Genomic DNA, 24,068 nt, shown 5'->3' with positions numbered 1-24,068 from the left:
CGTAATTGTTTGCTCGCTCGGTTTTGGGGCGGCCGTATTGATGCCCTACAGCCAAGCGGCCCAGCTTATAGCACTGCGCACCTGCTACAATTGGCAGAACGCTGGCGTGTGTCTTATAGCGACAAGTCTGTAGGAAAAAAATGCCCTTATCAAGGCGCAATAACGATAACATGGATGGCGGTTGTTTCCTTGGGTATACCCAAGAAAACAACCGCTATTTTTTTGCTGACCGAAAAATACGCAAGATTGGCACCAAACGGCAGTGAAAAGTATGGTTTTGGCAGTTGTAAATATGAAACCAAATGGACCATAACGCAGGTAGGAAAAATTTTCATCCGCAAAATTCTGCTGACGAATTCCGTTTCGTCCGGGGCATGCGGGCTGCTGTTGTTGTTCTTCCCCGGGTATGTCGCCGAATGGACTGGATTGGACAGTAGAACCGGCTTGGTCGAAACTGGGGTTTTCCTGCTCGTATTCGTCGCATTTCTCGTTTGGACCGCATTCAGGAGCATTGTTTCTCCTGCAAGCCGTGCTTGTCATTACTGTGCTCGACTTCCTTTGGATCGTCGGCAATGCGCTCTGCTGGCGGATAAAGGAACTTCCGTGACGATGATCGTTCTCGGTGTGCCGCAGTCGTCGGCGTATTCGCGATTTTTGAAGCATTATATTGCTAGCGCAACCGTACTTTCGGAAAAGATCAAACGATCCGGTAAATGGCGCGGCCTGCCGGATCTCGGGGAAATAGAGAGGAAAATTTAGTGACGCTTTGATTATAAGACACCAAATGGTGTCTTATAATCATTAAAAAGGGCAGCCGATTCAATTCATCGACTGCCTCTAGTATTTACTGATTCTCAGCTATAAATTAATGAAATTGTGCAGCATGCAGTCTGGCGAAGATCCCGTCCTGATTAATTAATTCTTGATGGTTGCCTTCTTCTGCGATGCCTTCGTTCGTTACGACATAGATACGATCCGCTTTCTTAATCGTAGATAAACGATGGGCGATAATGATTGTCGTCCGATTTACTGCTAATTCAGACAACGCCTCCTGAATGATCATCTCCGTCTCGGTATCCAGCGCAGAAGTGGCTTCATCCAGGATCAAGATCGTCGGATTCTTTAAGAACGTTCTGGCGATGGAAATCCTTTGTTTCTGTCCACCAGATAGCTTCAACCCTCTCTCACCGATCTGAGTATCGAGTCCATCCGGCAGTTGCCTGATCATCTCGGTTAAGTTGGCTTTATGCGCAGCTTCCAGGATTTCTTCCTCAGTCGCGCTTAGCTTGCCATAAGCAATATTCTCCCTTAACGTACCCGTAAATAAGAAAACATCCTGCTGTACGATTCCGATCTGTGCACGCAAAGATTCTTTGGTCATCTCGCGCACATCGATCCCGTCTATCGTGAGGCTTCCCCCAGTTACGTCATAGAATCTCGGAATCAGCTGCGAGATCGTGGTTTTTCCAGCCCCGGAAGGTCCGACGAAGGCTACGGTTTCCCCTGCATCTACTTCGAAAGATATGGAATCCAGCACGTTCTGTTTATCATTGTAAGCGAAGCTGACGTTATCGAACCGGATATCGCCCCGCAGGGAGGATACAGCCTTGGCGTTTTTGCCATTTTGCACGTCCGGCTCGAGGTCCATCATTTCCGTGAACCGTTTGAAGCCGGCCATTCCTTTCGGATACATCTCCATCAGCGCCGCGATCTTATCGACGGGCTTAAAGAGAATGTTGACGTATAAAATGAAGGCGACCAGTTCCCCATTCGTAAGCGTTCCTTGGTATACCATCCATGAGCCATAGATCAATACGAGCAACGTTATTAAACGCGTGAGAATGTAGACGCCTGACAAACTGAATGACATAACCTTGTAACCTTGAAGCTTGGCCGATCTGAACTTAAGATTGTTTTTGGTGAACAGTGAAACCTCGTGCTTTTCGTTCGTAAAAGATTGCACAACTCGAACACCAGATACGCTGTCTTCCACGCGTGCGTTAACTTCCGCCACTTCCGCATACATTCTCTTCCAAGCTTTATTCATCCTCATATTCGTGATCAGAATCAATATTAGCAGGAACGGGAAGATGAAGATTGAGATCAGAGCCAATTGAACATTAATTTGCAGCATGATGAAGAAGGAACCGAAGAATGTCATAATAGCAATGAATAAATCCTCCGGACCATGGTGCGCCAATTCGCCGATATCCATCAGGTCGTTCGTAATCCGGCTCATGAGATGCCCTGTCTTGCGATCGTTATAGAACTTGAAGGATTGACGCTGATACTGCTGAAATAGCTCTTGTCTCATATCGGTCTCGATATTAATGCCAAGCTTGTGCCCCCAATAATTGACGACATACTGCATGAACGTGCTTAGTATGTAAAAGAGCAGCAGACTGATACTGACCGTTATGATCATCGACCAATTCCCGGTGGGTAAAAGCTTATCGATAAAAGATTGAACAGCTACGGGAAACGCCAATTCCAGGATCGCGACGAAGACGGCGCAAGTAAAATCAATAATAAATAACCTTCGATGCGGACGATAATACGAGAAAAACCTTCTAAGCATTCTTTTCCTCTCTCCTAAACATACATTTTCTTAACATGGTGGACGTGACGCAGTGTTGTTACGCTCCTTCCCCTTAGGGCATCTATATTGTATTGAATCATAGGCAGAATAAATTACAATACCATTTTATATTAATGATAATGATTGTCATTATCAAGATGAAATTGCGAAATTTTCAACCAACTCCCTATGGTGACTTCTTTTCTGTGAAATCTATACGGCAGCCAGTTATTACGATAAAAGCAATTACATTTGAGACCACAATTTTCGCCCTCTCTATCCTGTCTAGTCCATAATGGAATACAATTCATTATAATGTTACCATATGTCACCTCCATGTTTTGTTCCAAAATAGTCAAATTTAGTGTAAAACGTTTTATAGGTTTGCTGCCAAACCCTATAGTACATAAACGAATTAAAAGAAAAAAAGCCGCGAATGTCGCAAGCTTCAAGGTTTTCCATACATGATCTCTATGGTATTACGAGCTCCCTCATTTATGAGCACAGCTTCCTTCTACTTATTTACTATTTACCAGCCAAAAACTCATCTAACTGACGCTGGATCTCCGCTACGTATTCATCAATGCCGGCTGCTTTTAGTTTCTGTTTGGTTTCTAAACATCCATTCATAGAAGAATTCGCTAGGGGTCAGCTTGTGAGCTTCCTGTGTGATGCTTACGTTTTTTGAGTTGACAGACGTATATCCGGCATACCTATGGCAAAATCGTTATTCTTCCAGTAATAAAGCCCTTCTCATCTCTATAGAATTGAAGCGCTTTATACTCTGCTCCATCCCCGCTGAAATGGACGCTCTCGGAATATCCTGTCTGCCCTTCCAAGAACAACTGCTGTAAGGGGATTGTCACGCTCCAATCGTTATACTCATAAAAAATGTTGCCTCCCTCTTTCAGCGTCACTTCTATGACGGATTCGGGAATGAGCGTGCCTTCCGGTATTTTCCTTTTCATATCTTCGATTTCATCCGCCAATTCCGATTCAGTCTTGTCACTGGGTATAGCGGAAGATGTTGCAGGTTCATCCGTCAATTCACGAAGATAAGCATCCGCCTTGGCACGGTCCGCCTTGGTTGGGTCCAAAGGCAGATCAAACAAAAGAGCGGCTCCCTCATAATCGGCTTTGGGAAGAATACTGCCTGTGTTTTCTTGAAAAACAAAGGCATCATTGCTATAGAAACTTGTGCCGCTGGCGATCGCCAGATACACTCCTCTGTCCGCGAACATTTCTATATCGTCGCATTCGATCAACCTATACATAATGCCATCAGCCACAAATTCACTGTAGCCACCATTCATCGTCACGATATTAACTGCCCAAGGCTTCTGACCTTTAATAAGCGGTGAAACAAAAAACGCTTCCTTACCGTATTCCGGATCCGCCGTCGACGGTATGGCAGAACCATCTTGTCTCGCGATGGAAACGACGGCATAAGTTCGGTCGGCATTGAAGCCCTCCGCACCATTCGCCAATTCCTTGAGTCCCGCTCCTGAAACGATTCCATGGAGGGTAAAACGGTAGTCTTTGGCATCAGCAGACTGGTTGACTTCGATCGCATCACGGCTATCAAAGGCTTGGGCCAACTTCGTCTCTTTCAAATGCTCTGCTACTTGGTTGGCGTTGAATAATTGCGCAGCTGCAAAAGCCGTCATGGACAGGGCGAGCGTGACTGAAGCAACTACTATCCCGACGGTAAGCTTTTTTCGTTTAGCGTGTCTCATTCTTCCTCTCTCCTTATATTTACGGATGATGGCTTGGTTCAGAATCTCTTCCGGCTCCTTCTCGGAAACCAGAGCATTTTTTAGCAGATGGTCCCACTCCTCGGATTCCTTCATCTGATTCAACCTCCAATTGCTTTTTCATGGCTTTACGCGCTAAAAATAGTCTGCTTTTTACGGTTCCCTTGGGAATTTTCAGCATCTCCGCAATTTCTTCAACGGACATGTCTGCGGTATAGTACAAATAAAGCGGAATTCTCAACCTATCGTTCAGGTTGTCTGCGGCTGCACGGATAATACGGCTGAGCTCGCCGGATAGCGCCGCTTCCTCCGGTTTCCCAGCTTCTACTCCATCGCAAAACTTGTCCACAGCCTCTTTGAACTCAACGCTGGGCATTATCCTTTGTCTCCGGGCCCATTTCCGCCGATGGTTTTTGTGCAAGCGGATGGCAATAGAGATCAGATATGACTTCGGATTATGATTGGCGTCCAATTTGTGGAGCATCTCCATCGCCTTTAGAAACGTTTCCTGATACAGATCATCCGCATCCGTTTTATTTCCGGCTAAGCGGTAACAAAACCCGTATACGGCTTTTCCATACATATTCACAAAATTGCTGAATTCATCAATATCCAATGAGGTTCTCCTTTCCGAATGATCATTCAACTATACATTGTCATCACCTTGCACTTGGTTCACAAATTGAATTAAAACGATAAAAATTATCCTATTTCGAGCATAAGTTATTGGCCACCTGGTGACCATAAGTGATTGATAACCGAAAAAACACCGGTAATCCCGGTGTTTCTATGCATCAACATACGAAAGAGGCATGCCCCTTACAGGTTCTAGTAACCTGAAGGGCATGCCTCTTTATTGTTTTCAGACCTTTCCATCATAGGGAAACTTCCACCACGCAGCCTTTCTCCACACTTGAAGCAACATTTACCAGACGCTGATTCCGGCTTCCACGAAATGATAATGAAGTATCTCTCTCCCGTTGTATAAACTTACCGTCAACAATAACATCACACAGAAGCGCCAGCTGCCTTAGCTTCGGCTGTCTCATAACCGCCTCAAAGGTAAAACCTGTATAAGCCCATACATTTTTATCAGGACAGCACTCCCGGAAGTCAGACAGAAAACTAATGCATTCCTCCGCTGAGAAAAAGGGATCTCCACCGCACAACGTAACTCCTTCCAGCAAAGGATTACATGCAATTTCCTCTAGAATTCGAGTTTTCAACTCATCAGTGAAGGGTTCCCCAGCTTCAAAATCCCATGAAGCCGTATTGAAGCACCCGGCACAAGCATGACGGCAGCCGCTGACAAACAGAACGGCACGGACTCCTTGGCCTTCATTAATGCTTTCCGGTATATAGCCGCATATGTTCATCGGTGTTTAACCCGATCCTTAACTTCAGCCTGTTTGGCTGAATTGAATCGCTCCGTATAGTTGCCCGTTAAATAACCTGTTACTCTGCGTAGACGATGGAACAGCACCTTGTCCTCCTCGACCCCGCATTCTGGGCAAGATGCACCGATAATTCCTTCGTAATCACAGACAGGACACCGATCCAATGGATGATTAACGGAAAAATAACCAATGTCTTGTTTAAGCGCAAATTGGACTATATTCCGGAATGCAGCCGTATTTTGCCGTGCGTTGCCGTCAAGCTCTACATACGAGATCGCACCCGCATTACACAGCTTATGGAATGGTGCTTCCCATTGAACCTTCTGAAAAGCAGCGGCTGGATGATACACGGGAATATGAAATGAATTCGTATAGTACTCCCGGTCGGTTACACCCGGTATACTGCCAAATGTGGTTCGATCCAGCTTTGTGAATTTTCCGGACAGCCCTTCTGCTGGAGTGGCAAAAAGCGTAATATTCAAATCATACTGCTCGCTCATGGCATCACAGTAAGCACGCATCCTTCCAACGATATCGAGCGCCATCTTTCTAACCATCTCGTCTTCGCCATGATGTTGTCCTGTTAAAGCTTTCAAACACTCCGCAAGACCAATAAAACCAAGTGCCAACGATCCGTGTTTAATAAGTTCTGCGACCGCATCGTCTGGGGCAAGCTTCTCCCCACCTTCCCAGACCCCCTCACGCATCATAAAATCCGAAGCCTTTGCCGGCTGCTTGGCTTGAATTTCATACCGGTGGATCAATCCTTCCACTGCAATCTTCATATAACGTTCCAAACTTTCGAAAAATCCGCTCATATCTGGATCTTGTCGCTTATCCATTACTATGCCATGCTCAATCCCAAGCCGTACGAGGTTGATCGTGTTAAAAGACAAATTCCCTTTCCCGCTCAACCGATTTCTGCCGAAACGGTCCGAGATCGTTCGTGTACGGCATCCCATAGTCGCAATGATCGTATCTGGATCTTCCGGGCGGTAATAGGGAAGATTGAACGATGCATCCACATTTACAAAATTTGGATATAAGCGGCGACTGGAGCACTCTACCGCTTTAAGGAACAGATCGTAGTTCGGATCACCTTCCGCCTGATTTATCCCGTTTTTACATTGAAATATATGCTGCGGGAATATCGGTGTCTCTCCACGTCCAAGTCCTCTCATGGTAGCGTCAAGAAGTGCATGAGAAACTAATCTTCCCTCTGTAGAAGTGCACATCCCGTAATTTAACGAGGTAAACGGAATTTGCCCCCCTGCCCGACTGCTCATCGTGTTCAAATTATGGATCAGAGATTCCGCGGCTTGCTTGGTCTCGTTTATAGTCTCTTCATATGCAAACTTATATGTACGAGGATAAATCTCTTCAAGCGAGTGGTTATCCATATGCAGATCCAAATCCGAAATGTCTTTTCCTAAGTTCATGTCGCCTTCACTGAAATAAGAAAGCCCTTTTCGAAAATGTTTACGGAAGGACTTACCCACGTAAGGCGCCAAATCCCAATCTATTTTATTGCCAGATACCCCGCCGAACTGACTGTTCTGCTGAGACTGAAATATGATGGCTACCAGTGCCATAGCGGTCATGATGCTTTGTGGAGGACGGACCGAACCGTTCCCCGTATTAAAGCCGTTTGCCAGCAGCCGATCAAATGGAATGAAAATACAATTAGTCGTTCCGAGTGCATATTGATCTAAGTCATGCACATATACATATCCGTTTTTCACAGCCTCGTTCAACGGTTTTGGCAGCATAAAACTGGTCGCCATCCACTTGGCATATTCCGATCCGATCCGGCTCATTTTCCCACTGAATGATTCACCGTTCAAATTGGCATTTTCCCGAAGCAGATCCAGATCCTTAACACCGATAACGTTGGTGCTGATCTTGTACAGCTCTCCGCGCATTATGCGTTCTCTGTCACGTGCCTCACGGTACTCTGTATAAGCTTCAGCTGTTTGCTTATAACCAGTTTCATTCAAAAAATGTATGACAAGGTCCTGTATTTCTTCCACAGACATTTGCTCCAAGCCAGCTGTTTCAGCTTCCACCAATAGACCGATCCGGGACGATTCCTCATTTCTGGAAGTTCCTTCAGTAGCCTGAAAAGCTTTACTCACTGCACTTATAATCCGTGTAACTTCAAACGCCACACATGTTCCGTCCCTCTTGGTCACCTTCATCACAAATTCCTCCTATGGCAAATACCTATACAGGTGTATTCATCAACCCCTCACGGTGTGCGGTACGATTGAAGTGAATAATAAAAGAAGCATGCTGCCGCAAGTCTGCGGAATACATGCTTCATAAAGAACCGTTTAATCCAGTCAAATAGAAACGGACCAGACAACCCTTCATTCGAAACACTTCCCTATCAACCGTAGGCACACCGTGTTGTCTTAATGGCAGGTATCTGGCTTCAGTTCACAAACTGGCGGAGAAAACCGGATGGATTGGTTGGTTTGTTCTCCTTGAGAAGCTGTTACAGTGGCGGGACCGCTCCGGATTTTCACCGGATTCCCTTTTAAGACCGGACATATCCGATCTACCATCAAGCACTATATGTAGTTGTTACATCAAACAATATAACAACATATAGATTTTAACTGTAACATTAATCACAGGTGGAAACTTCCGGAGGGGGCGTGCACCATATGGCATCGATAGATTACAGGAAATTAATTCGCTTCTGTCGGCATTGGTGTAGGGGTCGGTTTCGCGTAACCTGTCTTATATTTTTCATCGATCGTGTTGCGGATTTCAGTCAAACTTTTTCCTTCACTGTCCATCTTGGCTGATTCTACTGCGATTTCCAGACAAACACCACATCGTGTGCCGTGATCATCCCACACAATGCTGCCGTCTTCTTTAACCTCATTGATGAAACAGTTCAGATTACTCTTGTGCCCTGCACTTTCACCGCAGCCGCAGTAGCATGGAATCCAGGTAAGCACATCTTTTTCCTGAGCTGCGAGTGCATATATCGTACGCATCTCATCGCTTTTACCGTCCAAGAACGTTGGCAGCTCCTTCGCAGACGCTGTAACTTCTTGAAGATCTCCATTAGCAAGCTTGTTTTGTGAACCATGTTCGTGAACCGTTTCAGCTCCTTGCTTACTCTCTGCAGGCTCTTGTGCCTTCTCAGCACCGCAACCACCCAGTACCAGACCTGCAGACAGCACCAATACTGCAAATTTACGTTTGTACATACTCATTTCCTCCCCAAAATGGCCACAAAATCCCTTTATTGATTCATTTCTAAGCCGCTATATAGAGTCCTGTCCATGCCCCTGCAAGACCCAGCATAACCGATATGAGCACATATAAGAATGCTTGTATGTATTGCTTGTTTCCTGCCAAGGTGACCGCTTCATAACCAAAGGTTGAAAATGTGGTAAACGCGCCGCAAAAGCCGGTACCGAGCATTCTGTAAACGGCTTCAGACAGATGGTCTGCATAACCTGCAAGAAATCCAAGTATGATGGAACCGACCAAATTTACGAGAAGCGTAGCCCACGGGAATGTCCCCTGTGCTTTTTTTCCAAGCCAAACACCAACGCAATAACGGGAAACCGCTCCGGCAATCCCGCCTAATCCTATCCACAAAATCACACTGCCGCACCTTCTTGCTTTGAAGACATCTTCCGTCCCAGCCAAACACCGATACAGGACATGAGCAGACCGCCAACAACACTTATGACTACATAGATCACGGCGACTGCGTTCTGACCATTACCGATTAACCTGACTGTATCCACTGTAAAGGTTGAAAATGTCGTAAACGCCCCCGTAAACCCGGTGCCGATGAGCAGACGAACCTGTGTTGAAATATGTGTGGAAGATAAGCAGTAAGTCAAAAACCAGCCTAGAAACAGGCATCCCGCCAGGTTGATGAACAGGATAGCTGCCGGAAAGCCGTTTAGTGGAGCAGGTATTATCTCATCCAGACCATAGCGGAGTAATGTGCCACCGAACCCTCCCGCACCCACAAAGAGCAGGTTCTTTCCCATACGATTTCCCTTCCTTACCATAACATTCAAGATGTACAACATGAACTGTATTCAATGAATCAAGTGTTTCGAATTCTTTTACTCGTCTCTGCGCAAACGCTGGTTATGGGATATTTTAGCCTCATTGCCCTGCTCTGTCGCCTGATAAAACACCCGACGTGCAAGCTCTTTCGGTAAATAATCCTGCTTCACATAATGTCCAGGATAGTCATGAGGATATTTGTATCCCGCATGTCCCAGTTTGGCTGCACCTTGATAATGAGTATCGCGTAAATGGAGCGGCACCTCAGCCGATTTAAACTCCTCCATGGCGGACATAGCGCGTGATATAGCGGTGTAAACAGCATTGGATTTCGGGCTCTCCACAGCAAAAAGAATCGCTTGCGCAATGTTCAGTTTGGCCTCAGGCCAACCATTGTTACGGTAAGCTTCTAGTGCACTAACAGCTTGTACCATCGCCTGCGGATTAGCAAGCCCGATATCCTCACTGCTGGCCGCAATCAGACGGCGAATGAACACCATCGGATCCATACCAAGCTTCTCCACGGCGTACAAAAACCAGAAGAGTGCAGCATCACTGGACCCGCGAATACTTTTGTGGAAAGCCGACAAGACGTCATATTGGGTTGATTCATCAGCCCGGACAGTTGGACGCCGGATTGATTCCTCTGCAACTTCGAGTGTAATATGAACTGTGCCATCCGATTGGGGAGGTGTCGTCATTGCTGCCAATTCCAGGGCATTCAAGGCCCGGCGGATATCACCGTTCGCCATGGAAGCGATATGATCCAGTGCCTCTTCATCCACTTGAAGTTGCATAAATCCAAGCCCTCGATCCTTATCCTGGAGCGCACGCTTCATAGCAATGCAGGAATGTTCCTTATTCAGCGACTGCAGCTGAAACAAGGTTGAGCGGCTCATAAGAGCCCCATTCACATAATGAAACGGATTTTCCGTAGTGGCACCAATAAAGATGATTGTCCCCTTTTCAACCGCGGGTAGAAGCGCGTCCTGACGGGAGCTGTTGAACCGATGTACCTCATCCAGAAACAGAATGGTTTTTGTTCCATACAATGATTTGTTGCTTTGCGCCTGCTCAATCACTTCACGTACATCCTTAACAGAAGCTTCTACTGCATTAAGCCGTACGAATGACCCTTGGGTATGCTTCGAAATGATATGAGCAAGCGTTGTTTTGCCGCAGCCGGGTGGACCATACAGTAAAATAGAAGATACCTGATCCGCTTCAATTGCACGCCGAAGCAGCTTACCCGGCCCTACAATATGATCTTGTCCAATATATTCATCCAGGTTGGAAGGACGCATCCGGTCAGCAAGTAGCCGGGAATCGCGATCCTCTTCATGACCGAAAGAGAATAAATCCATCATTACACTTCCTTGTTTGAATCATAACGCTGTCATGATTCGTAATCTGCTTTTCTTATCATATCACAATCTTTCATTCACTTACGATTTATCGCTTTGCACAGAAAGGCGATTCTATCAACAACTCGGTCTGATCAACAAAAAGGAACCTGTGGTGTTTATACCCCAGATTCCTTTATATAGCGCAGCAAAACATATTTACTTTAGGTAGCTAAACCTAACTGTTAGACACCATCCGGCCATCCCTGAGATGCGATCTCAGGTTGTTCTGGCACGACATAAGAAGGAAGTTGTTCCCCATGCAGAAGCCATAACTCATGCAATGCACGCGTACAGCCAACATACATGAGCTTGGCATCCCATGCTTTTTCCGCATAGTGAGCGCTGTCCGCGTCGGCAACGATGACGGCATCAAATTCGAGTCCTTTGGAGAGATATACCGGAAGCACAGATATACCGCCCTGATAGGTTTGTTTGCTTCCATCTATCAAATGAAGCTCAGGCCACTCAGCCGCGAGCAACTCGTGGAGCTCCTTCGCTTCCCGGAGTGTACGCGTCAAGATCGAAACGGTCCGGTAGTTCCCCTTCGAGAGGAGATGACGCAGTGCGCGGCGGAGATCCTTTTCTCTGTCTGCCGCCCCATTATAGCGTACAAGCCGTACAGCATCTCCACTTCGGAAGACAGGCACGGCAAGCAGATCACTCCCCACACCTTTTTCCAGTATGCCATTTGCAAATTCTATAATCTCCATCGTAGACCGATAACTTCGCGTTAATGCAAAGTAGGCTCTGCTCTCGGGTTCAAATAATGTACTCATCTCTTCCCAGGCATGAACGCCCCGGTAGGCATGGATACCCTGCGACAGATCTCCTAATATCGTAAAGGAATGCCCCCTTACGAAGCGATCCAGAAGTGCAACCTGGAACGGAGAGAAATCCTGTGCTTCATCAATGACGATATGGTCAAATCTCTGTTCACCCGTAATTTCATTCATCAAACAATGGAAATAAAGCAGCGGTGTAAGATCCTCTTCCCGAACTACGTTTTTCTTCAGATCTTTACGGGTGGAGTTCAACACTTCCCTCGGAATTTCTGACTCAAACTCCTCAGACCACAGTCCGTTTATTTTGGCAGCGCCAAATAACTGCTTATACAGCACTAGTGGTTCGAATTTCGGCCACTTGCTTCCATAGGATTTTTCCCGCCCGGCAGCTTTTTTCTTTCGCTCCTTCATAACGGCCTGAGAAGGCGACTTTTTCAGTTCCATCTCTACCCATCGGTGCAGCCGGGCAAGGACCCGTTCTTTCCGCTTGGCAAGAGGATACGGTTTATACTCTTCGTTGAACCACTCAGCTATCGTTTCACGACGCAGGACAGCTCCATCCCATGGCGAAAAGTCTCCCTCTGGCAGCGCAGATTGTTCAAGCTGTTCAACACAGCGTTCAATCAGATTCATCAGTCTAAGAGAGCCTTTATAACGACCACGGACGTCATCATTAATATCTGGTGTTCCCTGCCCCATTTCTGTCTCGAACCAGAAGGCAAGTGTTTCCGATGCATCACTAGGCGTCATGCTTACATCCAGAAGTTCGGATGCCCAATCAGCAAACGTCCGCTGCTGAATATCACCCACACCGAGCTCAGGAAGCACATCGGATATGTAGTCCAGGAACATATGGTTCGGAGCAAAAATAATCATCTTCTCCGCCGACACCTGTTCCTTATACTGATACAGCAAAAAGGCCAAACGGTGCAGCGCCACAGTTGTCTTTCCGCTACCTGCTACCCCTTGGATGATCAGGGCCGTGTTCTTGGCTGCGCGGATAATTTTGTCCTGCTCGGCCTGAATCGTAGATACGATATCCCTAAGCCGGTTATCCTTGTTTTCACCAAGGCGGTAGACGAGAAATTCGTCCGACACGGCGGGACCCCCGCTTTCACGGTTGTATGTATCGGATACACGCTCCAGAATTTGCTTGCGGATAACAACATTTCGTTTCAAGTACACCAAGCCTTCGACCAGACCTTCAGGCGCTTCATAGGAAGCCGGATCACTGCCACCTGTAAATGAATAGAACAGGCTAGCAACAGGTGCTCGCCAATCTATAACCATCGGATGCTCACTGGCTTCCTCCCGGTCAAATCCGACCTTACCGATATAGAGCGGGGCTTGCTCCTCTTTACCATTCTCCTGAAAGTCAAGCCGGCCAAAATAAGGCTCAGGCTGGCTTTTCTTTAAAGACTGACGTCGATCTTCACGCCCTGCTTCGAGTACCTGCTCTGTGAAATCATGCCCGGTATACACCGGAATGCTTTGCAGTCGCTCAAGCTGTTTGTCAATCTCGGCAATCGCTTCATTTAGTATCAGCTCTTCTTCTTGATAGGCACTTTGAAAAGAGTCCGTCAATTTCAGTTACCTCCTAAGAAATATTTTTCGTATCGCCGCCGTTTAGGGCATCCGTGACACAAAAGGATATTCATTGTAGCACAACTCGTATCAATATACTACAGACCATTCAGGCGGCAGTTAATATTGAATGAGAAAAAGACGCAGAATCCGCTTCTACAGCGGACTGCGTCCATTCTAATTTAAGTCAAAACCTCATTTATTAAGATAGTCCTGCCTTTTCAAGAAGCTCTTTAACTGTAACACTGACCATAATGAGGCCCGCCACCGGAGGCACAAATGCATTACTTGCCGGAGGCTGTTTAGCCTTTCGGATTTCCGGAGCGTTCTCCGGCACAATTTTATCTGTGACATCCTGCCGGGGCTTCATCGGCTCTTCAAGGGAAAATACAACCTTAACACCCTTCTTAATGCCTTCCTTCCGCAGCTTTGTCCGGATGACCCGGGCAATCGGATCCATTGATGTTTTGGATATATCAGCAACTTGAAACTTGGTCGGATCCATTTTGTTGGCGGCCCCCATGCTGGAGATCATCGGAATACCGCGCTTCAGACATTCCTTGATCAGATGGATTTTATATATAATCGTGTCCGATGCATCGATCACATAATCCAGATCATATTTAAACAATTCTTCATAGGTTTCATCGGTGTAAAACATATTAAGTGCAATCGCTTCACATTCTGGATTGATTAACTTCACCCGTTCTACCATCAGATCCGCCTTTTTCTGACCGACCGTTGTTGTCAACGCATGAATCTGACGATTAATATTTGTAATATCAACAACATCTTTATCGATCAGAATAATACGGCCGACCCCGGTGCGAGCAAGGGCCTCTACTGCAATAGAGCCGACCCCGCCAATACCGAGTACCGCTACTGTACTATTTTTCATAACCTCAAGGCCTTCAGGCCCGATTGCCAGTTCTGTCCGGGAAAACTGATGCAGCATATTAACAACCTCCTAACAGGCAAGAAACGGCTGGAATGCAGCCGTTTCCCCCAATAATGATCTGAAATTCATTACTTCTTATCTTCACCCGGTTTTTTCGCAAGCTTGATATGGAGCTGTTCCAACTGTCCTCCATCCACCATGGAAGGAGAATCCATAAGAAGATCCGTAGCGCTTGCTGTTTTCGGGAATGCAATCGTCTCGCGCAGGTTCGTGCGTCCTGCCAGAAGCATAACCAAACGGTCTAAACCGAATGCGATTCCGCCATGCGGTGGAGTACCATATTCGAAAGCGTCCAGCAAGTAGCCGAACTTCTCATTGGCTACCTCAGGAGACAAGCCCAGCGCAGCGAACATTTTTTCTTGAATATCCCGCTTATAAATACGCATGGAGCCGCCGCCCACTTCATAACCGTTCAATACAATGTCATAAGCTTGTGCGCGAACTGCAAGCGGGTCTGTGTCCATTAACTCCAGATCTTCATCCTTTGGACGGGTGAACGGATGATGCTCCGCCACATAACGCTTTTGATCTTCATCATAACTCAAGAGCGGGAAGTCCAGAACCCATGCAAACTTGAACTCATTGTCGTTGATCAAGCCGAGCTGGCGTCCGATTTTGAGACGAAGTGCGCCAAGCACATCAGCCACAACTTTTTTGGTATCGGCGGAGAACAGCAGCAGGTCACCCTCTTCTGCTCCAGTACGTTCTTTGATCGCTTCAATCTCCTGCTCGCTAAAGAACTTCACGATAGGGCCTTTAAATTCGCCTTCCTTCACTTGAATCCAAGCAAGGCCTTTAGCTCCGTAACGTGCGGCATATGGACCCAGATCATCGATTTCTTTACGAGTCCAAGTACCGCATCCTTTGGCGTTCAAACATTTCACTTCTCCGCCTTTTTCAATGACGGAAGCAAACACTTTTACACCGCTGGAAGCTACGATATCATTCATCTCGATCAGTTCAAGGCCAAAACGGAGGTCCGGCTTGTCTGAACCGTATTTACCCATAGCGTCAGCGTAGCTGATACGCTGGAACGGTGTTGCCAGCTCAACTCCTATAGTTTCCTTAAACAGACGAACCATCAGCTGCTCCATCATGTTCAGCAGGTCGTCACGTTCCATGAACGAGGTCTCAATGTCGACCTGTGTAAATTCAGGCTGACGGTCAGCACGAAGGTCTTCGTCACGGAAGCAGCGTGCAATCTGGTAATAACGCTCAACGCCACTTACCATGAGCAGCTGTTTGTAAAGTTGCGGGGATTGCGGTAGTGCAAAGAACTCGCCTGCATGCACGCGGCTTGGCACCAGGTAATCACGTGCGCCTTCCGGTGAGCTTTTTGTAAGAATCGGTGTTTCGACATCAACAAAGCCTTCTTCGTCAAGAAAATCACGGAATATTTTAGACGCTTTTGATCGAAGCATCAATGTCTGCTGCATTTCAGGACGGCGCAAATCCAGATAGCGATACTTCAAGCGAAGCTGCTCATCAACTTCCACGCCGTCTTCGATGAAGAACGGAGGTGTTTTTGCTGCGTTTAATACTTCAATTTCGGTAACCTGAACTTCAATCTCCCCTGTAGGAAGGTTAGGGTTTACGGTTTCAGCAGCACGTTTCACGATTTTACCGGATACGGCCAGTACATATTCACTACGGACCTTGTCCGCAACAGCCAGTGCGTCACCGGAGAAATCCGGATTGAATACAACCTGCATAATTCCGCTGCGGTCGCGAAGATCGATGAAGAGTACGCCTCCCAAGTCACGACGGGTCTGTACCCAGCCGTTTAACGTCACAGTTTCTCCAATGTTGGCGGTCGTTAATTGACCGCAATGATGTGTCCTTTTCATGGTTTCATCATACCCCTTTATTTATAATTAAGCCGAATACGGCAGGCTAACTTAATTCCTTATGCAATTCATCCAGCTTTACGGTACGCTGTTCGCCGGTTTCCATCGATTTCAGAGCAATTTCACCGCGGGACAACTCGTCATCACCAAGGATCGCTGTATAACGAGCCTGTAGACGGTCAGCTGACTTCATCTGTGCTTTCATCTTACGGCCGAGGTAATCACGTTCTGCAGAGAAGCCTACGCTGCGCAGTTTGTAAGTAATCTTCGTTACTTCCTGTTCTGCTGCATCACCCAATGCTACAAGATACACATCGAGCGGCTTTACGGCTTCTAGCTCAATCTTCTGATTTTCAAGTATAAGCAAAATCCGCTCCATCCCGATGCCAAAGCCGATTCCCGGCTGATCCGGTCCACCGATTTCCCCTACCAAGCCGTTAAACCGGCCACCACCACCTACGGTATCGATAGCTCCAATGCCTTGAGCTTTGAATTCGAATGCCGTATGTGTGTAGTAATCCAGGCCACGGACAAGACGTGGATTAATCTCATACTCAACGCCCATGGCATCCAGATATTCTCTTACCTTTTCAAAATGAGTGCTGCACTCTTCATCCAGACTATCCAGAATCGACGGCGCTCCAGCGAACTTATCCTGGTCCTTCTTGCAGTCCAATACACGCAACGGGTTCCGTTCCATCCGGGACTGACAGTCTGAACACAAGTTGTCTCTCATCGGCGTAAGGAAGGAAAGCAGAGTATCACGATAAGCTGCCCGCACTTCTGGGGTTCCGACCGAATTAATCTCCACCTTTACACCCTGCAGACCCAGTTCTTTCGTAAATGAGTACCCTAATGCAATAACTTCCGCATCCACAGCAGGATCAGCCGTTCCGAACACTTCAACACCGAACTGGTGGAACTGACGGTAGCGGCCTGCCTGAGGGCGCTCATAACGGAACATCGGAGCGATGTAATACAGCTTGGTAACATCAGGCTCACCGTACAATTTGTTTTGCACGTATGCTCGGACTACACCGGCTGTTCCCTCTGGACGAAGTGTCATGCTGCGGTCACCCTTGTCCATAAACGTGTACATTTCTTTTTCGACAATATCCGTCGTCTCACCAACTCCACGCTCAAACAGCTCCGTCTGCTCGAAGATTGGCGTACGTATTTCTCGGTAGTTGTAGCGGCGGCATAAATCTCTGGCCTTATCCTCAACAAACTGCCATTTCTCGACCGTGCCCGGCAAGAAATCCTGTGTACCTGTCGGTTTCTCAAATCTGATATTTGCCATCGTTCATCCCTCCAATTAGTCCGGGACCGATTCCATCAAGGTAGACGTTCCCGACTGATCTATGTAATTTCTCTTGGAAAAACTAAAAAACCCCTCGTTCCAGCTGTTGTATTAACAACTGGGACGAGGGATTGTCATAAACTGAAATCTCCCGTGGTGCCACCCACATTCCGGATCATCCAACATGAACAGTAATGTCAAAAATTACTGTATGGATTACTCCGCTTTCAACCGGATAACGCTCGGCTGCGCAGAACAGCTACTGGAAACATTCACCGGTGCAACCGGTATGTCATTCGCCGTCTGTTCTCGAGGAGGTCATTCGTCCACTCATCAAGGGAATCCTTACAGCCAAGGGGATTCCTCTCTGGTCATGTGGGGATGGAGTACTTGGTCCCGTCATCGAATCAGTATTAGAGGTTGTTCAAAAAGTCCGCTTTTGATCACGAAGTGAATCAGGAAGTGGGCTCGGCATCGAATCTTGAATTCAGCCGGTCCTAAGCAAATGCTTACGAAGTATGTTTCCTCCGGAAACATCTTAGGTGCTCACGTACCCAAAACAGCTGATGCTTCCGAAGACGTTTTCTACGAAAACGTGCAGCTCCGCTCCTCAGTCCCTAGCTTCATCCAACTCAAGCGTTTTGAAAAAACGCACATCGGAAGCATATGCTTCGGTGCTGAAAACCGACCTTTTTGAACACGCACTATTAATATATCCAAAACATTATATTTTTAGATTGTAATGAACCGCCGCATTAAAGTCAAGAAAAAAAACTTAACGAAATCCCCTCGTAAAAAAGAAAAAGACCTACAAACCGATGTTGTAGGTCCAAAACATATATAAAAAAGGGGGTCATGCTGTTATTATAAACAGCTTATATTAAAGAAACATGATACAAACATTACAGTTATATTACAAGTGTGAAAGCGATATCTTTTTAATTAGTCAAACCGCTCAATATACGCATGGTTAGACCGAAGCATCCGAACAATATCCTCATAGTCCGTATCACTAACCTTGGCCGACAACACATACTTTAATTCCCTGTAATCCGCATCGATTAAGTCCGCTGCATCCACCCACTCATCAAAGTCAGAGGCAGGAGCATCCTCCGACCGCTCGAGATCAGTAACATCGCGCGTACCTACTATCGCACCCGCGGTTCCAGCCACACCGCCGACCGATCCCGTTCCAGTAGTGGAACCGCCCAAACCTGCCGCATTCAAAGGCACTAGCGGCACCAAAATGTTGGTACCTCTACCTACCGCCTCCTGAAGCTGTCCGACTTCCAGATTTTCGGTTTTGTAAGTTATAAGCGTCATTCTTGCACCTTCCGCTTCATCCTCAGTTCTGAAATATGCTTGAATTTGTTTAGACATGTCCATTCCTCCTTTTTTTCAAGCCATTTTGAAAAGCCGACATTGCATGAACACAACTCAAACCCGTTATGAAATCATCACAGCAAACAGATCGAATAAGTCTCCTTTCACTTACGTCCTCGTTTTCTTATTACCCTGTTGTGCATTTTTTATAACAGTGTTTTTAATCCTACATAGAGGCAACAACAAAAAAGCCGCCAAGTTGGCAGCTTTAAGTAATTATAATAGTAAAGTCCGTTCTTCTACGTTCTCGGCAGAAATATCCGATCACTGGCTTTTACGTCCATCTTCCAAATCGGATCTGCTGGGAGCACAACGGAACGATTTATGCTCTCTGTCTCTCGTGCAGCACCAGAGGCCAATAATGACAAAGAACTCCATCCGGCGGATTTAGGGGATTGTCGCATTGTTAAAACTCCTTTATGCTGTGATTCCGGCAAAACATCTCTGTTTCACAGCATGTCCAGATTTCTTTAACCTATGCGTCTTCACATAACAAACACAAATTAATTACGGCTATCGATAATTATGGTAACAGGACCCCAATTGGTCAAAGAAACGTCCATCATCGCCCCAAACACACCGGTCTCCACCTGAAGCCCCTTTGCCGCCAGTTCCCGGTTGAAAGCCTCATATAGCATTTCAGCCTTGTCCGGTTTAGCCGCCGCCATGAAATTCGGTCGCTTCCCTTTACGGCTGTCTCCGTAGAGAGTGAATTGGGAGACGGATAAAATCGCTCCACTGATATCCTGCACGCTGAAATTCATTTTCTCATGCTCGTCTTCAAAAATCCTCAGTCCAGCCACTTTATCCGCCAAATATTTGACGTCTTTCTCTTCATCCTCATGTGTTACTCCAACCAGTACCATAAGCCCCTCGCCAATGCGGCCTACAACCTCTTCATTCACTGTAACTTGTGCATTCTTGCATCTTTGAATAACAACTTTCATGAGATCAATCCCCTTAATAAAAAATCGCGGCCAGCCTCCCTTACAGGGAAGCCAAACCGCGTACATATTTAAGTACGGCAATGCGGCCGTACGACGCTTCACCTCAATACATCAATTCACTGCATAATACGGTGAACAGTATAGACATCCTTCACACGTTTAATTCGCTCAACTACCGAATGAAGATGGTCCGTGTTGCGAATCAGAATGGTCATGTGGATCATGGCCATCTTATTTTTGTCCGATCGACCTGTTACAGCCGAAATATTCGTCTTGCTCTCCGATACGGCCTGAAGCACTTCATTGAGCAATCCATTACGATCGTGACCAGTCACCTCAATATCAACACTATAATTGGCTTCTACGGTCGATTCCCATTCAACCTCAATAACACGCGCAGCTTCCTCACCATCACCGATTGCAGGCAGGTTCGCACAATCCGATCGGTGCACGGAGACACCGCGGCCGCGGGTAACATAACCGACAATATCATCTCCTGGAACCGGATTGCAGCACCGTGCAAAACGAACCAGCAGATTATCGATCCCCTTAACCCGAACACCGTTGGTCGGACGGCTCCGTTTCTCCGGTGGAGCCTTGATTTCTTTCATCTCGGACGTTAGCTCCAGAAAATTTGCTTCCTCCTGCTCCTTGCGAAGCTTTTCGGTCAGGCGGGTACAAATCTGGGCTGCTGTAATTCCTGCGAAGCCAACGGCCGACAGCATATCCTCAATATCATTAAAAGCAAACTTCTTGGCAACCTCAATCAGTTTGTCGTCACTCATCCACTCAGAAACTTCAACACCGAGACGCTTCAATTCCCGCTCCAGCATGTCTCGGCCTTTCTCCACGTTCTCTTCCCGCTTTTCTTTCTTAAACCACTGCTTGATCTTACTTCTCGCGTGGGAAGATTGAGCTATTTTCAGCCAGTCCTGGCTCGGACCGTAGGAATGTTTCGAAGTCAGAATCTCGATGATGTCCCCGGTCTTTAATTGGTGATCCAGCGGAACGATCCGCCCGTTCACCTTAGCTCCGATCGTCCGGTTACCAACCTCTGTATGAATCCGGTAAGCGAAATCAAGCGGAACGGATCCCGCAGGAAGCTCGATAACCTCGCCTTTTGGAGTGAACACAAATACCAAGTCCGAGAAAAAGTCCATTTTAAGCGATTCTACAAATTCCGAAGCATCTTTCGCTTCGTGCTGTAGCTCCAGAATCTCACGGAAAAAGGTCATTTTATTATCAAAATTACCTGCTCCGCCAGAGCCTTCCTTGTACGCCCAGTGGGCCGCAATACCGTATTCCGCCGTGCGGTGCATATCAACAGTGCGTATTTGTACCTCAGTTGGTTCCCCATTCGGTCCCACTACCGTTGTATGCAGTGACTGATACATATTCGCCTTCGGCATAGCAATGTAATCTTTAAACCGCCCCGGCATGGGCTTCCACAACGTGTGAATGATGCCTAACGTCGCATAACAATCCTTAATGTTATCTACAATAATCCGGATGGCAAGAAGATCATAAATCTCGTTAAACTGCTTGTTTTTAACAGACATTTTGTTAAAAACACTATAAATGTGCTTGGGTCTGCCGGACAGATCGGCCTGAATACCCATCTCGTCCAACTTTTCCTGGATCCGGTCAATAACGTTATCAATGTACTGCTCCCGCTCCGCACGTTTCTTATGCATCAGATTGGCAATGCGGTAATATTGCTGCGGGTTCAGATAACGGAGCGCTATATCCTCCATCTCCCATTTGATCGCTGAAATACCGAGACGGTGGGCAATAGGACAAAAAATCTCAAGCGTTTCATGTGAAATACGCCGCTGGCTTTCCTCAGATTGGTACTTCAGTGTTCTCATATTATGAAGACGATCTGCCAACTTTATAACGATAACACGGATATCCCTGGCCATCGCAATGAACATTTTACGATAGTTTTCGTTCTGCTGTTCTTCCTTAGAACCAAACTTAATACGTTCCAGCTTCGTTAATCCATCTACCAGCATGGCGCATGTATCGCTGAACTTCTCGCGGATCTGTTCCAAGGAAACAGTTGTATCCTCAACGACATCGTGCAGCAGCGCAGCAATAATAGACAACGTGTCCATTTGCATGTTAACAACGATGTCGGCTACCGCGAGCGGATGAAGAATATAAGGTTCTCCCGATTTCCGCACCTGTCCATGATGGGCTTGCTCCGCAAATTCATATGCTTCCTGAATGCGGAGAAGATCGGGTTCTTTAATATAGGCGCCAGCCTTTTCGAGTAATCGCTCTATGCCCATTCTGAGTCCTTTCTCTTTCCTTTCGTATATAAAATAAAACCCGCCCTTTGTCAAAACGTGCAGGTTCCCTCATCGAATGTTATTTCTATTATTATGACGCTTACGGCGGTTCACGTCAACACTGCGCGCATGGTCAATGTGCTTTAACATCAAGGTTCATGGTTAATTTCAATCATATTCAGTAGCATACTTCGACAATATTGTAAGGTGCTGTATTTTTTGACGAATCGAAAAAAAATGTAGTTGAAAAAAAAATCGATTGTATTTAATCTATTAAAGATCATGAAAGAACGGTATGTAATGATTAAAAAGTCCTTGAGGAGTGAATTAGTTTGCAACGCGAAATTCAAGTGAATGAGAAAATTCCGTTTGGCCCGGGGTTCCTGCTAAGTTTGCAGCATTTGTTCGCCATGTTTGGGAGCACCGTGCTTGTGCCGAATATTTTCGGTGTGGATCCAGGAATGATCCTGCTGATGAACGGAATCGGTACCCTGCTTTATATTCTGTTATGTAAAGGGAAGATCCCTGCTTATCTGGGTTCCAGCTTTGCCTTCCTCGCACCGGTCGCTCTTGTACTCCAAGACAACCCAGGCGAGAACTATGGGAAAGCGCTAGGGGCGTTCATCGTTACTGGTGTTATCTTTTGCCTAATTGCCCTGATCATTAAATTTGCTGGCACCCGCTGGATTGACTTTGTATTCCCGCCAGCTGTAATGGGTGCAATCATTGCTATGATCGGTCTGGAACTCGTTCCGGTCGCAGCTGATATGTCTGGATTTCTTCCTCCAAGCGATCCAATTGAAGCCGCAACTTGGTCTATGGACCCGACCACTATCACCATCTCCCTTGTAACACTAGGTGTTACTGTTTTCGGCTCTATTCTGTTCCGTGGTTTCCCGAAGATCATCCATATCCTGATCGGTATCGTTACAGGTTATGCACTTTCTTTTGCAATGGGTATCGTTGAAACCGAAAAAATTACAGGAGCAAGCTTTTTCTCCAAACCAACGATCATAACTCCGGAGTGGGATTTGGCCGCTATTCTCACGATTATCCCGGTTTCAATCGTCGTAATCGTTGAGCATATTGGTCACCTGCTCGTAACAAGCAACATCGTTGGCAAAGATCTATCCAAGGATCCCGGACTTCACCGTTCTCTTCTCGGAAACGGTATTTCCACTATTCTATCCGGCTTTGTTGGATCAACACCGAATACAACCTATGGTGAGAATATCGGCGTTATGGCGCTGACTAAGGTTTACTCCGTACGCGTTATTGGCGGAGCAGCCGTGATCGCTATTTTTCTGTCTTTCTCGGGTACATTCTCTGCTGTTATCGCTAACATACCAAGACCGGTTATGGGGGGCGTGTCGATGCTTCTGTTCGGTGTAATCGCAGCCTCAGGTCTACGTATATTTGTTGAAGAGCGTGTCGACTTCTCCAAAGCAAGCAATATGATCCTGGCCACACTCGTTTTGGTTGTCGGAATTAGTGGTATCACATTGAAATTTGGTAACGTAGAGCTTAAAGGGATGGCACTTGCTACACTTGTGGGTATGGTCCTGGCTATCTTGTTTAAATTGTTTGAAATTTCGGGGCTCTCCAATGAAAAGGTGGACGAGCAACCTATTGTTGAAAAAACCCAAGATTAATCAATAGTTCTTAAACTTGCATGTACTGGTGTAACAATACAAAAGAGGCGTCCCAAAAAGTCCATTGACCTGGGATGCCTCTTCGTTTCTTGTAAGACTTTGTTATTATTTCCCGGGAAAATCCCTTGAAATGTGATGG

The 24,068-nt window shown here is 46.5% G+C and carries 21 protein-coding genes and 1 riboswitch; of the genes, 3 read left to right on the top strand and 18 right to left on the bottom strand.

All coding sequences use genetic code 11. From position 1 onward, the window contains the following. Positions 1-9 precede the first annotated feature (9 nt). Complete coding sequence (locus MNQ98_RS07745) at positions 10-759, top strand: hypothetical protein (RefSeq protein WP_241932659.1); 750 nt, start codon at positions 10-12, stop codon at positions 757-759. 106 nt (positions 760-865) lie between these two features. Here MNQ98_RS07745 and MNQ98_RS07740 read toward each other — a convergent pair whose 3' ends face one another. From MNQ98_RS07740 to hisS, 14 genes are all read right to left on the bottom strand, one after another. Next, positions 866-2,578 carry an ABC transporter ATP-binding protein gene (locus MNQ98_RS07740; protein ID WP_241932658.1) on the bottom strand — a complete coding sequence of 571 codons (1,713 nt, stop codon included), beginning with the start codon at positions 2,576-2,578 and terminating at the stop codon, positions 866-868. A gap of 525 nt (positions 2,579-3,103) precedes the next feature. Beyond that, positions 3,104-3,208, bottom strand: coding sequence for a DUF3502 domain-containing protein (locus tag MNQ98_RS29695; protein ID WP_347272244.1), 105 nt, complete (start codon positions 3,206-3,208; stop codon positions 3,104-3,106). An 83-nt stretch (positions 3,209-3,291) separates the two neighbouring features. Next, positions 3,292-4,428 carry a hypothetical protein gene (locus MNQ98_RS07735; RefSeq protein WP_241932657.1) on the bottom strand — a complete coding sequence of 379 codons (1,137 nt, stop codon included), beginning with the start codon at positions 4,426-4,428 and terminating at the stop codon, positions 3,292-3,294. Beyond that, positions 4,334-4,948 carry an RNA polymerase sigma factor gene (locus MNQ98_RS07730; RefSeq protein ID WP_241932656.1) on the bottom strand — a complete coding sequence of 205 codons (615 nt, stop codon included), beginning with the start codon at positions 4,946-4,948 and terminating at the stop codon, positions 4,334-4,336. The genes MNQ98_RS07735 and MNQ98_RS07730 overlap by 95 nt, the downstream gene beginning before the upstream one ends. A gap of 259 nt (positions 4,949-5,207) precedes the next feature. Then, a complete protein-coding gene (nrdG, locus tag MNQ98_RS07725) occupies positions 5,208-5,708 on the bottom strand; it encodes an anaerobic ribonucleoside-triphosphate reductase activating protein (protein WP_241932655.1) in 501 nt (166 codons plus the stop codon). Beyond that, on the bottom strand, positions 5,705-7,927 hold the full coding sequence (locus MNQ98_RS07720) for an anaerobic ribonucleoside triphosphate reductase (RefSeq protein WP_241932654.1): 2,223 nt from the start codon (positions 7,925-7,927) through the stop codon (positions 5,705-5,707). Before MNQ98_RS07720 ends, nrdG begins: the two co-directional genes overlap by 4 nt. 204 nt (positions 7,928-8,131) lie before the next feature. Next, a riboswitch (cobalamin riboswitch) is annotated at positions 8,132-8,312 on the bottom strand. 110 nt (positions 8,313-8,422) lie between these two features. Continuing rightward, on the bottom strand, positions 8,423-8,959 hold the full coding sequence (locus tag MNQ98_RS07715; protein WP_241932653.1) for a PCYCGC domain-containing protein: 537 nt from the start codon (positions 8,957-8,959) through the stop codon (positions 8,423-8,425). A 43-nt stretch (positions 8,960-9,002) separates the two neighbouring features. Then, positions 9,003-9,356 (bottom strand): fluoride efflux transporter CrcB, encoded by a 354-nt coding sequence (gene crcB / locus MNQ98_RS07710; RefSeq protein ID WP_241932652.1) that lies wholly within the window; start codon positions 9,354-9,356, stop codon positions 9,003-9,005. Beyond that, entirely contained in the window at positions 9,353-9,754 is a 402-nt protein-coding gene (gene crcB / locus MNQ98_RS07705) for a fluoride efflux transporter CrcB (RefSeq protein ID WP_241932651.1), read from the bottom strand. The genes crcB (MNQ98_RS07710) and crcB (MNQ98_RS07705) overlap by 4 nt, the downstream gene beginning before the upstream one ends. Before the next feature lie 78 nt (positions 9,755-9,832). Continuing rightward, the gene (locus MNQ98_RS07700; protein ID WP_241933868.1) at positions 9,833-11,140 is read right to left on the bottom strand and encodes a replication-associated recombination protein A; all 1,308 of its coding nucleotides are present in this window, start codon (positions 11,138-11,140) and stop codon (positions 9,833-9,835) included. 224 nt (positions 11,141-11,364) lie between these two features. Further along, a complete protein-coding gene (locus MNQ98_RS07695; protein ID WP_241932650.1) occupies positions 11,365-13,548 on the bottom strand; it encodes a HelD family protein in 2,184 nt (727 codons plus the stop codon). 202 nt (positions 13,549-13,750) lie between these two features. Continuing rightward, on the bottom strand, positions 13,751-14,503 hold the full coding sequence (locus MNQ98_RS07690; RefSeq protein WP_208915259.1) for a tRNA threonylcarbamoyladenosine dehydratase: 753 nt from the start codon (positions 14,501-14,503) through the stop codon (positions 13,751-13,753). Positions 14,504-14,574: 71 nt separating this feature from the next. Next, entirely contained in the window at positions 14,575-16,353 is a 1,779-nt protein-coding gene (aspS, locus tag MNQ98_RS07685; RefSeq protein WP_241932649.1) for an aspartate--tRNA ligase, read from the bottom strand. A 46-nt stretch (positions 16,354-16,399) separates the two neighbouring features. Next, complete coding sequence (hisS, locus tag MNQ98_RS07680; RefSeq protein ID WP_241932648.1) at positions 16,400-17,653, bottom strand: histidine--tRNA ligase; 1,254 nt, start codon at positions 17,651-17,653, stop codon at positions 16,400-16,402. Positions 17,654-17,837: 184 nt separating this feature from the next. Here hisS and MNQ98_RS07675 point away from each other — a divergent pair, with 184 nt between their 5' ends. After that, on the top strand, positions 17,838-18,107 hold the full coding sequence (locus tag MNQ98_RS07675) for a hypothetical protein (RefSeq protein ID WP_241932647.1): 270 nt from the start codon (positions 17,838-17,840) through the stop codon (positions 18,105-18,107). A gap of 488 nt (positions 18,108-18,595) precedes the next feature. Here the strand turns inward: MNQ98_RS07675 and MNQ98_RS07670 are convergent, their stop codons facing one another. From MNQ98_RS07670 to MNQ98_RS07655, 4 genes are all read right to left on the bottom strand, one after another. Further along, a complete protein-coding gene (locus MNQ98_RS07670) occupies positions 18,596-19,033 on the bottom strand; it encodes a hypothetical protein (protein ID WP_241932646.1) in 438 nt (145 codons plus the stop codon). Positions 19,034-19,275: 242 nt separating this feature from the next. Continuing rightward, on the bottom strand, positions 19,276-19,440 hold the full coding sequence (locus MNQ98_RS07665) for a hypothetical protein (protein ID WP_241932645.1): 165 nt from the start codon (positions 19,438-19,440) through the stop codon (positions 19,276-19,278). Positions 19,441-19,539: 99 nt separating this feature from the next. After that, the gene (gene dtd / locus MNQ98_RS07660; RefSeq protein WP_241932644.1) at positions 19,540-19,983 is read right to left on the bottom strand and encodes a D-aminoacyl-tRNA deacylase; all 444 of its coding nucleotides are present in this window, start codon (positions 19,981-19,983) and stop codon (positions 19,540-19,542) included. A gap of 116 nt (positions 19,984-20,099) precedes the next feature. Further along, a complete protein-coding gene (locus tag MNQ98_RS07655; protein ID WP_241932643.1) occupies positions 20,100-22,277 on the bottom strand; it encodes a RelA/SpoT family protein in 2,178 nt (725 codons plus the stop codon). 332 nt (positions 22,278-22,609) lie between these two features. On the opposite strand from MNQ98_RS07655, the gene uraA reads away from it, so the two are divergent. After that, a complete protein-coding gene (gene uraA / locus MNQ98_RS07650; protein ID WP_241932642.1) occupies positions 22,610-23,929 on the top strand; it encodes a uracil permease in 1,320 nt (439 codons plus the stop codon). Positions 23,930-24,068 lie beyond the last annotated feature (139 nt).

The organism is Paenibacillus sp. N3/727, from assembly GCF_022637315.1.
In the GTDB taxonomy this organism is placed as follows: Bacteria; Bacillota; Bacilli; order Paenibacillales; family Paenibacillaceae; genus Paenibacillus_AQ; species Paenibacillus_AQ uliginis.
This window is presented reverse-complemented; position numbering and strand designations above follow the sequence as displayed.